9 protein-coding genes and 1 pseudogene are annotated in these 12566 nt (G+C 36.5%); 1 reads left to right on the top strand and 9 read right to left on the bottom strand.

Annotation, left to right across the window (positions count from 1 at the left end):
- Positions 1–14 precede the first annotated feature (14 nt).
- The 3 genes from JOD18_RS06015 to JOD18_RS06005 form a co-directional block, all read right to left on the bottom strand.
- The gene (locus tag JOD18_RS06015; protein ID WP_204668033.1) at positions 15–842 is read right to left on the bottom strand and encodes a carbohydrate ABC transporter permease; all 828 of its coding nucleotides are present in this window, start codon (positions 840–842) and stop codon (positions 15–17) included.
- 17 nt (positions 843–859) lie between these two features.
- On the bottom strand, positions 860–1762 hold the full coding sequence (locus JOD18_RS06010; protein ID WP_204668032.1) for a carbohydrate ABC transporter permease: 903 nt from the start codon (positions 1760–1762) through the stop codon (positions 860–862).
- A gap of 165 nt (positions 1763–1927) precedes the next feature.
- A complete protein-coding gene (locus tag JOD18_RS06005; protein ID WP_204668031.1) occupies positions 1928–3226 on the bottom strand; it encodes an ABC transporter substrate-binding protein in 1299 nt (432 codons plus the stop codon).
- Positions 3227–3451: 225 nt separating this feature from the next.
- On the opposite strand from JOD18_RS06005, the gene JOD18_RS06000 reads away from it, so the two are divergent.
- Complete coding sequence (locus JOD18_RS06000; RefSeq protein ID WP_204668030.1) at positions 3452–4699, top strand: ROK family transcriptional regulator; 1248 nt, start codon at positions 3452–3454, stop codon at positions 4697–4699.
- 84 nt (positions 4700–4783) lie between these two features.
- On the opposite strand, the pseudogene JOD18_RS05995 reads toward JOD18_RS06000, so the two are convergent.
- From JOD18_RS05995 to JOD18_RS05970, 6 genes and pseudogenes are all read right to left on the bottom strand, one after another.
- Positions 4784–5492, bottom strand: a pseudogene (locus tag JOD18_RS05995) (RNA-guided endonuclease TnpB family protein).
- Positions 5493–5972: 480 nt separating this feature from the next.
- The gene (yicI, locus tag JOD18_RS05990) at positions 5973–8237 is read right to left on the bottom strand and encodes an alpha-xylosidase (RefSeq protein ID WP_204668029.1); all 2265 of its coding nucleotides are present in this window, start codon (positions 8235–8237) and stop codon (positions 5973–5975) included.
- An 18-nt stretch (positions 8238–8255) separates the two neighbouring features.
- Positions 8256–9080, bottom strand: a complete 825-nt coding sequence (locus JOD18_RS05985; RefSeq protein ID WP_204668028.1) for a carbohydrate ABC transporter permease — start codon at positions 9078–9080, stop codon at positions 8256–8258.
- Complete coding sequence (locus JOD18_RS05980; protein ID WP_204668027.1) at positions 9077–9940, bottom strand: carbohydrate ABC transporter permease; 864 nt, start codon at positions 9938–9940, stop codon at positions 9077–9079. Before JOD18_RS05980 ends, JOD18_RS05985 begins: the two co-directional genes overlap by 4 nt.
- Before the next feature lie 70 nt (positions 9941–10010).
- Positions 10011–11282, bottom strand: a complete 1272-nt coding sequence (locus JOD18_RS05975) for an ABC transporter substrate-binding protein (RefSeq protein WP_204668026.1) — start codon at positions 11280–11282, stop codon at positions 10011–10013.
- Positions 11283–11480: 198 nt separating this feature from the next.
- Positions 11481–12533: a LacI family DNA-binding transcriptional regulator gene (locus tag JOD18_RS05970; protein ID WP_204668025.1), complete on the bottom strand. Its 1053-nt coding sequence runs from the start codon at positions 12531–12533 to the stop codon at positions 11481–11483.
- Positions 12534–12566: the final 33 nt, after the last annotated feature.

Raw genomic sequence — 12566 nt, 5'->3', positions numbered from 1 at the left:
ATTCCTCCTATATTTTAAGATTTTACAGAACCGCTTGTTAACCCTTCGATAAAATGTCTGCTTGCAAGAATAAAGGCGATAAATATTGGAACCACACTAATCGAAGTACCTAGCATAATTCCGGCAACATCTGTGCCAAACTGAGAGGTAAGGTTGGTTAAAGCTAAAGGTATAGTAAACTTCTCGGTACTATTTAAGACAATCAATGGCAGTTGAAAATTTTGCCATGAATTCAGAAAAGACAATATCGCTAGTGCACCTAATCCAGGCCGAATTAATGGAATAACCATCTGGATATAGATTCGAAAATCAGAGGCACCATCCATTTTACAAGCTTCATATAATTCATTAGGTACCGCCTGTTTAATATATTGATACATCCAAAATACACCGAAAGGATAAGCAGCAGCCGGAATAATTAACGGCCAATGTGTGTCAATCCAGCCAAGCCACCTCATTTGCATAAACCATGGAATAATGCCTGCTAATGGTGGAATCATAATGGCTGCAATCACCATAGCAAAGATCCATCTATTCCCTGGTGCATTGGTAAATCGAGCAAAACCATAAGCCGCAAAAGAACAAACAAACAGAATCAATGCTGAATTTGCAACCGCAATATACACACTATTCCATAGATTCATAAAAAAGGGTATCTGAGCGATTAAATTTTGGAAATTGTTCACAAGCTCTGTACCCGGCAAAAGCGGAGGCGGAAAGCTGTAGATTTCCGTTCTTGAATTTGTTGATAAAATAAGCATCCATATAAGTGGAAAAATAAAAATTAACATCAATATGGTGACAAATAAAAACGTTATATATTTACTTACGAATTTCTCCATAAGGATATCGCTCCCTATTATGTTCTATTTCTTAACAACCTGGCATTGACAAGAGTAATTCCAAGAATCATCAGAAATAATACGAATGATTGTGCAGCCGCCAGACCAAAATTAAAATATTCAAATGCAGTCTGATATAAGTACATGCCCATACTGACCCCGGAATTGTTTATGCCACCCGTACCTTGCGTCAACACATACGGTTCATCAAATATTTGGATTCCACCAACTGTCGCAGTAATAACACTCACTAATAAAATGGGAGTCATTAAAGGCAGTGTAACATTCATAATTTTCTGAAAGACGTTGGCACCGTCAATTTCTGCAGCATCGTATAGTTCTTTCGAAATAGTCTGCAATCCTGCAATATATAAGATAAAGTGGTAACCGGTCCATCTCCAGACAATAATCAGCACAATTAATGGCTTCACCCAAAATTGTGATCTCAACCACTCATAAGTGAATACCCCTTCCGTAAATAGACTGATTATAGAATTAACAATCCCTGCATTGGTAGAAAAAATCACGCTGATCATAATCGCAGTAAGAGCCGGCGCTACAAGTAATGGAAATAAAAACACCACTCGAAAAAAACCTTTTGCTCTATCAATATAATGATTGACTAGATAAGCTAAAATAAAAGCCAGACCTAGTGTGAAAAGCGTGGAAAAAAACCAAATATAAATTGTGTTATAAATCGATTTGATAAAGATTGGATCCTTAAATAGTTGTATATAGTTATCGATGCCATTAAATTCTGGTAAACCAACGCCGTTCCATTTTGTAAACCCTAGGAAAAAGGAAGCTACAATCGGAAACAGACTAAACATAAGAAAAATCATTAAGAATGGTGCCACACTAATATAGAACATCTTGTTTTGTTTCATTCTGTAAACAATAGAACCTTTAGCCACTTTCATAGATTCACCACCTGGTTCAGGTTAAATAGGCGAGAGCGGTGAGGAGGCCGCTCTCTTTCCTGCTTATCATCACGATGTTAACCTCCATTGAGGAATAGCTGCTTTACCACGACATGCAGCGTTCTGATATATGTCACTAATCAGCTGTGCACAATCTCACGGATTTTATTGTATTTTTGCTTCGATCTCTTGTTTGGCCTGCTCCAGTGCCTGTTCAATCTCCATATTGCCTAATGTAATATTGGCAAGCAGATTTTTTACACCTTCACCAGCTACTGGATCGTTTTCTGTCACATATGGTGCCGTCATATCCTCTGCAACCGTTTGAAAGATTTCATTGGTCACCTGATTTCCGAAGAAAGGATTCTCATTATTCATCCATTCTTTATCTAACATTTCTAAATAGGCCGGATATAGTTCATCTTGTTCATACATCGCTTGAAAGTTGTCTTCGTTTTGCGTCACAAATTTCACAAATTCCCATGCCGCCTCTTTGTTACTTCCATCTTTAGGAATATCAATAAAATCACCGCCTTGATTATAAGATGAATTACCTTGATATCCCGGAGCATAGGTTACTCCCCATTCTCCCTCTGCACCATCTGTATTATTTTTTAAATACTTACCAAACCAATTCCCAAATAAGAATGTCGCAATATTTCCTTGCTGGATTGCCGCATTCCACTCAGGTGAATATTGTTCATAAGGAGAAAAGGCACCGATATCACCTAGCTGATCTACGAGATCATATACATACATAAATTCTTCATTATCAATTTGCAGGTCACCTTGTTCGTTGAAATACGCTGTTCCTGCTTGCTGAGTTACCGCATTGGCTATTTCAGACGGAACACCTAACATCCATTGCTCTCCATTAATAGACAGGTCCTCAGCGACTGCTAAGTAATCTTCCCAAGTAGACAGCAGCTCATGAACTGCTTCTGGATCTGTCGGCAGGCCAGCCGCTTCAAAAATCGGTTTATTATAAAACATAGCGGCAGGTGCAGAGTTCTTTGGCAAAGCAAAGATATAACCATCTTCATTTGTTACATAGTCCCAAAAGTAATCTAAATACTTCGACGAAAATTCACCCGCATTATATGGTTCTTGACTTAAATCTTCGAATAATTCCAGGTTCTTAACATTTTCTACGTTATTGATCTCAACCATTGCCACATCAGGCACATTACCACCGATAAGTGATGAGGAAAGCTTATCAGCATATTGATCTTGTCCAAAGGCTTGGACTGTTACCTTGATATTCGGGTGCTCTTCTTCAAATAAAGGAATCGTGATATTCTCAAAGGTTTGGTCATTATTGGGCCAAGTCCAGACCGTTAAATTAACCTCACCATCATCATCTGATCGATTATCTGATCCACTACCGTTTGAATTACTATCACTTGAACAGGCACTTAAAACGACAGCCAACAATAATCCAACTGCAACCCACCATTTTTTCATTTAGTTCAACTCCTCTTTTTTGTAAGCGCTTCCTAAATTACGTCCCATTATATAAAGTAACTTTAATAAAGTCAACTTATTTTTAAAAAATAAAAAAGAGATTCCTCTTCCCTTTAATCCACATACCAATAGACTTGATTGTTTTGCATAGATTTAATAAACTAATATTTAATTAACTTACTTTAATTAACTACGTTGCACAACGAATAGGATGGTGTAGCTACTATGTACAATACAAAATTAAAATTAAGTAAAGATATGATGAAACAGTATAATCAGAAATTACTCCTTCGTTTCTTAATGAAAGAAGGACCTTTATCCAAATCCGATTTATCCAAGCGAAGCGGCCTTACTTTACCAGCTGTTGCAGATATTATTGAAGCTCTTGAACAATATAACTTAATAAAAAATATCGGAGAAACTAAATCTAATCGCGGAAGATTCCCAACATTATATGCTATTAAAGAAGATGCTCTAAAAATTATCGGTGTCGCCATCACTTCTAAAAACATTGCCATTGTTTTTTACAATATATTAGGAAAAGAGTTAGTTCATCATGTAGAAGAGCTCCCCCATAATACGGACCCAAACTATATCATTAATAAGATCACCTTACTAATTAATGGTATGTTACAAACACATGATATAGATAAATCCGAGATACTAGGTGTTGGGGTCGGTATGCATGGCATTGTTGACTATCAGCAGGGCATTGCCGTCTACCCTCCTCATTTGCATTGGAATAACGTACCAATAAAGGAAATGCTGGAGAATGCGCTGCATTTACCTGTTCTGGTTGACAATGACTGTAATGCATTGACCTTGGCTGAATCATGGTTCGGACAGGCTCAAGAAGAGAATTCTGTTATTGTCATAAATGTTGATTATGGCATTGGTGCTGGCATTATGATCGACAGAAAGATATTCCACGGCATTGACTTTGGAGCCGGTCAAATCGGGCATACCATTGTAGATGATAATGGGCCGTTATGTACTTGTGGAAATTATGGTTGTTTAGAAGCACTTGCTAGTGAAACTGCTATCCTAGAACAAGTTCAGAAAAGGATGAAGAAGGGGTTCTCTACACTGCTGCATGATGTAAAAGCATCTCCAGACTTAATTACTATTACTGATATATATCAGGCGATGTTAAGCGGTGATGTATTAGTGACAGGCATATTGGAAGAGGCTTCTCGATTTGTAGGCATAGCTGTCTCAACTCTAGTCAATATCATTAATCCAGAGAAAATTATTTTAACGGGCAGTCTTATTCAGCAAATACCAGAAACAAGTTATGCAACCTTGGTAAATTCATTCCATCAACATGCATTAAAAACGAATACCAATCAGCTAAAAATAGTAAAATCTGACTTAACTGATCATGCCATACCATTAGGAGCGGCCAGTCAATGGATTAATGAACTGCTGTTAGGAGAATTATCGTTGAAGAAAGACGAGAGAATGGTGTTTTGAACCTCTCATAAACTAAAGTCACAAGATTATTGGGAACAGAGCTTACTTGTTGGTGTATGTCTTGACCAACAGCGGTTACCGAATCTATCCCCGCAGTTCCTGCGGTTCTTTTGATACACTGCTTTCTTTAAGCAAGCGCAGACCTTCTGCCAAAATGTTTTGACTGGCGTTAATGTCACGATCATGACGGGGTATGACACAGTGGACAGGTCCACTCCCTGATATCCCGTGATTTCTTGCCGTCTTGGTGGCAGCATGCCGAACAACGTTGGCTGGATGGAAACCGTCTGTCTATTTTAATAAGACTTTTTCCATACCATTCTGCTTTGTATGTCAATTGTCTTACAAAGGCATACAAAGAGACATCCGAATAAGATTTAGCCAGTTTTTTATTTCAGCATGTCGGTTGTGTATGTCTTCGATACAGATCACATCGTGGTTTTGGATCAGGTCTGTACTCAACTCATGCAAAAATCAGCACGCTGATTGGCTACTTTTTCTTGTAATTTGGCCACTTTACGTTTCTGTTTTTGGTAATTTTTACAGCCCCATAGATAGCGTTTTGTTTCTGAAAGAATCGTGAAAAAGCATCCGCCAGATGTTGAAGGGAAGTTAGAAGGGCGATACTGTCCACTTCTTGTAGCCAATATGTAGTTTCATCTTTTTTCATTTTTGGAGGCATGGCAGAGCAGGCGTAGCAGAAGAGGCCTTTGCCCGTTTCCGCATATTCCTTATTCCATAGATGGAGGAAATGATTGTACACAAATCGGGAACAGCCCATTGTCTTCGTAATGAGCCTCGCTTGTTCTTAGTTGGGATACATACGAAACCTGTATGCTTTATGTCGTAACATGTCTTTTAACCTTCTTTGAACAGAATGTATGTTCCTATTTTTATTATACCAAACATAGGAGAAAAAGGAAGACTTTTCTCTCCATCCAGATGACAAAATGATAGTTGCTTCCCACTACCTCCAAAAATAAGCAGAACGAAAGCCGATTCATCTGCGCGACTAAAGTCATGAGTTTTCTCAGCTAAGCTATAAACTAAAGAAAAAGGGGTTAACAAAGAAACGAACTCGCCTTCTATTAAAGTTGCTAGTTGGCATTCACTCTCAAAAAAATAGAATCGAAGAGGCCATCCCTTCGATTCTTATTTTTCAGAGGTTTTTCATGCTTTAGCATGAGTTTAATTGCTACATCAAACATGATAAGCATTCATATCCCTTATGATTGTGCTTATTTTAGATTAAAATTAACCTTTTGGTACTAGATTATAGCTCTATCTCTACCTGCTTGTCTTCCGGACCACCTTCAAATGCAGTCTGTCCTTTTAGCTCTATTTGATAAGGTTTATTTAAGCCATTTATTTCTACTTTTAATGTTTGGTCTTGACGGCGTATTTTGATGGAGCCGAATTTCTCTCCATCTGTATTGACTAACTCTTGGATTACTTCATGATGATTATCTATTTCATAAAGCTTAAAGACAAGTTCATCAGAATAGTCATAAACAGGGTGTTCCTCATTCTTTCCAGTTGGTAAAATCGTATTTGGCTTGATAAAAATGGGCAGACTAAAGTAATCATATTTTTCTTTTATCCATTTGCCACCCTCTATAACCGTATTTGTTAAGTAGTGTGTCCATTTTCCTTCTGGTAAATAGAAAGAACCTATTCCTTCATCATTAAAGATCGGAGCTACTAAAATAGAATCGCCTAACATATATTGTCGATCCAGTGTTTCACATAACGGATCTTCTGGAAATTCCACATGCATTGAACGCATGACAGGAACCCCAGTTTCATTATTCTCAACTGCTTGGCCATAAATATAAGGCATAAGACTATTCTTTAATTTTGTAAAATGTCGTGCCACATCTACCGCTTCTTCATCAAAATGCCATGGTACTCGATACGATGAGCTTCCATGAAAACGGCTATGACTTGATAATAGGCCAAAGGCTGTCCAGCGTTTAAAGACATCAGGAGTCGCTGTATTTTCAAAACCACCTATATCATGACTCCAATAACCAAAGCCGGAAGTAGTTAATGATAACCCACCACGTAAACTTTCTGCCATCGCATCATAAGTCGAATCGCAATCTCCCCCCCAATGAACAGGGAATTGTTGTCCACCTGTTGTAGAAGAGCGGGCAAACACGACCGCTTCTTTTTCTCCTAACTCTTCTTTCAATAAGCCAAAAACAAGTTCATTAAATGCATAGGAATAATAATTATGCATTTTTTGAGGGTCAGATCCGTCATGATAAACAACATCCGTAGGAATTCTTTCGCCAAAATCTGTTTTGAATGAATCTACTCCCATATCCAGGAGTGTTTTTAATTTCTCTTTATACCACTCACAAGCAGCAGGATTCGTGAAGTCTACAATTCCCATACCTGCTTGCCATAAATCCCATTGCCAAACATCACCATTCGGTTTTTGAATGAGATAGCCTTTTTCCACACCTTCATCAAATAGTGGAGACTTTTGAGCAATATATGGATTAATCCAAACGCATATTTTTAAACCTTTTGCTTTTAAACGGTTTAACATGCCTTGTGGGTCTGGGAAATTTCGTTCATCCCACATAAAACTGGTCCATTCAAATTCCTTCATCCAGAAGCAATCAAAATGAAAAACAGTTAACGGAATCCCTCTTTCAGACATACCATCGACAAAATGGTTCACGGTTTCTTCATTATAATTTGTAGTAAAAGAGGTAGATAACCATAATCCAAAGCTCCAAGCAGGCGGTAAAGCTGGTTTACCCGTCAATTCTGTGTATCTGCTGATGACTTCTTTCGGTGTGGGACCATTAATAAGGTAATAATCCAAATATTCCCCCTCCACACTGAATTGAGAACGAGATACTACTTCTGAACCTAATTCATAACTTACTTCTTCTGGATGATTAACAAACACACCATACCCCTTACTGCTTAAATAAAAAGGAACATTTTTATACGATTGTTCGGAACTGGTGCCGCCATCTTTATTCCATACATCTACGGTCTGGCCATTTTTCACAAAAGGAGTAAAACGCTCACCTAATCCATAAAGATGTTCACCTACACCTAATTGAAGCTGCCCCCTCATATATGTTTTTTCTTCTGGACCTTTAATCCATGCAAGAGCTTTTGCATCACCAGTAGTCAATTTACCGTTTGTATTTTCAAAAGATAATGAAAAGTCTTTTTTAGATATCTTTAAATATAGTTGTCCACTTGTAAAGGAAAGGGTATCGTCCTCCTCTTTCCATTCGATTTTATTTGCTTGGTCGAGCACCTCAAAATTAGGATATTTTGCTTTTCTTCCAGTAAAATGCCATGTTTGTATCCTGATTACATCATTTAATGGTGCGGAAATTTTAATCGTTAATAACGGCCCATCCAGTGTATTGCCGCGATTGTTAATATACTTACAAGGTGCATAAAGTGTGATGACCCCATCTTTTTCAACGACTTCGTGAATAAATCTTGGAAAGTGAATGCTATATCCTTCTCTTACTAACCAATTTCCATCAGTAAATTTCATCTGTCTCTCTCCTCTAATTTATTTAACAGCTCCATCTGAAATACCATCAATAATATATTTTTGTAAAAACATGTACAGCACAATGATTGGTATCATAGCTATTACCAGAGCTGCTAGAGCTAAATGCCACTGTGTAGAATACTCTCCGAAAAAGTAAAATGTTCGAAGCGGTATCGTATACATACCTTCCTTATTAATAACAATGGATGGTAATAAATAATCGTTCCAAAACCATATCGCATTTAGTACGATGACTGTAACCGTTGTAGATTTCAACATCGGCAGGATAATATGCCAGTAAACTTGAAATCTATTACAACCATCTATAATGGCGGCTTCATCCAATGCTTTAGGTATACCTTTCATGGCTCCAACATAAAGAAAAACAGCTAAACTGGAACCCAGACCTAAATACATAATCGATAAACCCGTTCTGTTTAACATATCTACCGCTCCAAATATGGAAACTAACGGGATCATAATAGACTGAAATGGAATTAACATACATATAGCAAATAGAAAGTATATTACGGTACTAGTTTTGCTTGGTCTGCGTGAAAGAGCATACGCTGCCATGGAGGTAAACATTACAATGAGAAAAATACTCCCTCCCGTGATTATCACAGAATTTAAAAATGTTAATGCAAAATCTAGTTCTCCAAATGCAGTTGGATAGTTTTCTAAGGTTGGTTCACTTGGTAAAGATAGGGTACTTTCAAAAATTCCTGCTTTTGTTTTAATTGAATTAACAAATACTAGATAAAATGGGTATATCCATAATAAAGAGACAACTGCGCCGATAAACACCATCATGTATTTATGCATACGTTCTTGATTTCTCATAGTTCTGTCTCCTTTTTACGTGTAATATACAGTTGGATAACAGAAATAAGTGTAATAATGATTAGAAAAACAATCGCTTTAGATTGCGCATATCCCATATCTTGAATTTTGAAAGCTGTATCATAAATATTCATCGTAGTCATTTCTGTTGAACCAAATGGTCCCCCTGCCGTCAACGCCATGTTTTGATCATATACTTTAAAAGCGTTAGATAAAGTTAAAAATAAACTAACTGTAAACGCAGGAATAATAAGTGGAAATTTCACTCGCCAAAAGCTTTGCCATTTATTTGCACCATCTATTGTTGCTGCTTCTAGTAATTCTTTAGGCACATTATTTAAGAATGAAATATAAATAACCATAATATAACCACTCATTTGCCAGACAAATAAGATCACTAAGCCCCAAAAACCAGTTTGTGTATCTGACAACCAGCCTCTAAAGAAATCTAAGCCGGTAAAATCTGCAATCCCTGTAAAAGCCTTTAGAAAAATAAACTGCCAGATGAACCCTAATATAATTCCGCCAATAAGGTTTGGCATAAAATAAATGGTCCGAAACAGGGTGCTTACTTTCCCCAGTTTTTGTGTAACTAATATGGCAAATGCCAAACCGATAACATTTATCCCTATTACCGAAGCAATCGAAAAACCTGCTGTGAATCTTAAACTATAAAGAAATTGAGAATCTGATAATAAATTAATATAATTTTGAAATCCTACAAATTCAGATACTTGAAACCCATTATAGGCCGTAAACGAATAGTACACTCCTTGGAAAAAAGGGAGGATTAACACTATTAAAAGAGCTAGTAATGTGGGTAACAAAAATAACCAATATGTACGATTTTTAAAAGTCATGTTTTTCACTCCTCTATTCCTAGATGGGATGGAACAAGTCTAATCGCTTGTTCCATCAACCAGGAAAGCTTTAACGCATCTCCGTAAATGATTGGCTAATTGTTTCTTCAAACTCTTCCCAATTTTTTTGTCCATCTAAATATTTTTGAAATTCAGGAAATAAAGCTACGGAGAAAAATCCATCTGGATATTGATTATTAGCCCACATCCCTACTTGTTCATCTAACACCATCTCATATATTTCTGCCGATGTAGGATCTGTAATCATATCTGTATCATATCCTTCATGAGCAGGTATATATTGAAAGTCTTCCGTAATTAATTCCTTGCCAGTTTCAGAGGTGTACATCCAATCAAGAAATTTCTTTGCTTCTTCTACTTCTTCTTCATCTTTTTCTCCATTAATTCCCCAATACCAAGATGGTCCTGCTATTATCTTTCCTTCTTCATCTGATTCCACAAATAAAGGCAAGATACTTAACTTTTCTTCTGCAAAACTTTCATCCATACTGTTTAAAGAAGGTACAATCCAGTTACCTTGATGTACCATTGCAACTCGCTCGTTGGTAAACAATTCTTCTACTGACGTACTATAATCCAAAGATAAGATAGGCTGTATGTTATATTGATTGACTAAATCTGTATATTCTTTCATCCGATCTCCATACTCAAAATTCAATTCATCTGATTCATAACCAACTGCTTCATCATGATCGAATTCAGGACTGGTGAAGTGACTGGAAAATTGACTTACTACCCAGTCTTCCATTCCGCTGAACCCAAAGACTGCGTCTATTCCTAATTCTTCTTTTTGGGAATCGATGACTTCCACTGCCTCAACAAAGGTTTCATAACTATCAATTGAGTCAGGCTCTACGCCAGCTCTTTCAAAAATATCTTTGTTAATCATCCATCCGTACCCTTCGATATTTAATGGAATACCATAAGGCGTGTCATCAATTGATACACCATTTAACGTCCCGTCTATCGCTTGAATCGCACTTTCCATATCAGAAACGTCTAATAAATAATCTTGATATTTTTCTACATCAGATAATCCACCCAATAAGAAAATAGAAGGTTCTTCATTAGAAGAGAATTTTGCTTGTAAAGCGGAAGCAGCATCTTGTCCTCCGCCAACTGTAGTCACATTAATCTTTATATTTTCATTTTCGCTTTCGTAAATGTCTATTAAATTATCTAATTGTTCCGTCGTTTCCACTTTAATATTGAATATATCTAATACTACTTGGTCTCCATTATTGTCATCGCTTCCATTAGAACCACAAGCTGCTAGTAAACTTAACAAAATTAACAACACAAAAGGTATTTTAAATCTCATCTTTGTCCTCCTAAATGTATTTTTTTCTTGCATACCACTATTAACTTTCTTACACCTCCATAAAATCCCACTAATGATGTACGTACCTCAGTTTTACTTAAAAAAACAGATGAATAACACAATAAGTAAGTGTTTTCATCAAATTTTAGTATGTAAAAGATTATAAAACAACAAATGAGGTACGTCAATCATTTTTTATTATTTCTTATTTTTAAGATAATATTTTGCGTTTGATTTCATAACTATTTCAGGTTTAACAATATGTGAAGAAACAGGTGGAATATTTTCTTCTAGCAAATACGTATATATTTTCTTTATAGTAAATGTAGCCTGTGCTACCGGATCTTGACAGATAGAAGCTGTTATAAGATCCCTTTGAAAAGCTTGATATATTTCCTCGTTAATATCATGACCAATCAAAATTGGTCTCTTCTCCCATTTATCCACTATCTGAATAATTTTGTCCAGCAAACCACCTGCAATATAGATGGCATCAGCTTGCATGATGGTATAAATATATCGATCCAGCAGTTCTTCCAGTTGTTCTTCTTCAATATAGGCTGTTGTATCATACTTTATATCTACTATTCGAACTTTTTTGTCCATTTTATTAAAATAATCTTTAAATCCTTTTTCTTTATTAATCATTTGAAACGTGTTTTCTGTCTCTCTAATTAAAATTACATTAGATGCTTTTTTGGTGAATAAATGGATTAATTCCCCCGCTAAATAGCCAAAATCATAATAATCACTGCCTACATAGGCAATCCGCTCACTATGAGGTACATCTGTATTAATGGTAAACACCGCTATATTTTGCTTTATTGCCTGGTTAATAATTGGCTCTAAAAGCTTGGTATCATGAGCAGCTATAACGATGGCTTCATATTTTTTGGCAAGAACTAATTCTTTCATATATTCCACTTGATGATTAACGGGCACGGTATCCACACGATGTACATCTACCCTTAGTCCGAAATCTTCATATAACTTGGCTCCTTCTGTTATCTCGTGATTTAAGTCATTCCAAAAATAATCAGGAAATTTAGGAAGTATAAATGCAACATTTGTAATTTTTTGTGTAGCCAAAAATTTAGCTGCCTTATTTGATCTGTAGCCCAACTCTTGTGCTTTCGCTTTTACTTTCTCAACGGTTTTTGCACTAACCCCTTGTCTATTGTTCAACACTCGATCCACTGTCGCCATAGATAGACCTAATTCTTCTGCAATCCTTTTTGTTGTTACACGCATATTACCCCCACCTTTTCATTCAAAAGCATAGAT

It is taken from the genome of Gracilibacillus alcaliphilus (genome assembly GCF_016909015.1).
GTDB lineage: Bacteria > Bacillota > Bacilli > Bacillales > Amphibacillaceae > Gracilibacillus > Gracilibacillus alcaliphilus.
This window is presented reverse-complemented; position numbering and strand designations above follow the sequence as displayed.

Bases quoted from the DNA above. Each gene is read 5' to 3' on its own strand.
- JOD18_RS06005 (WP_204668031.1), bottom strand. From the start codon at position 3,226: ATGAAAAAATGGTGGGTTGCAGTTGGATTATTGTTGGCTGTCGTTTTA.
- JOD18_RS05980 (WP_204668027.1), bottom strand. From the start codon at position 9,940: ATGACTTTTAAAAATCGTACATATTGGTTATTTTTGTTACCCACATTA.
- JOD18_RS05970 (WP_204668025.1), bottom strand. From the start codon at position 12,533: ATGCGTGTAACAACAAAAAGGATTGCAGAAGAATTAGGTCTATCTATG.
- yicI (WP_204668029.1), bottom strand. From the start codon at position 8,237: ATGAAATTTACTGATGGAAATTGGTTAGTAAGAGAAGGATATAGCATT.
- JOD18_RS05975 (WP_204668026.1), bottom strand. From the start codon at position 11,282: ATGAGATTTAAAATACCTTTTGTGTTGTTAATTTTGTTAAGTTTACTA.
- JOD18_RS06015 (WP_204668033.1), bottom strand. From the start codon at position 842: ATGGAGAAATTCGTAAGTAAATATATAACGTTTTTATTTGTCACCATA.
- JOD18_RS06000 (WP_204668030.1), top strand. From the start codon at position 3,452: ATGTACAATACAAAATTAAAATTAAGTAAAGATATGATGAAACAGTAT.
- JOD18_RS05985 (WP_204668028.1), bottom strand. From the start codon at position 9,080: ATGAGAAATCAAGAACGTATGCATAAATACATGATGGTGTTTATCGGC.
- JOD18_RS06010 (WP_204668032.1), bottom strand. From the start codon at position 1,762: ATGAAAGTGGCTAAAGGTTCTATTGTTTACAGAATGAAACAAAACAAG.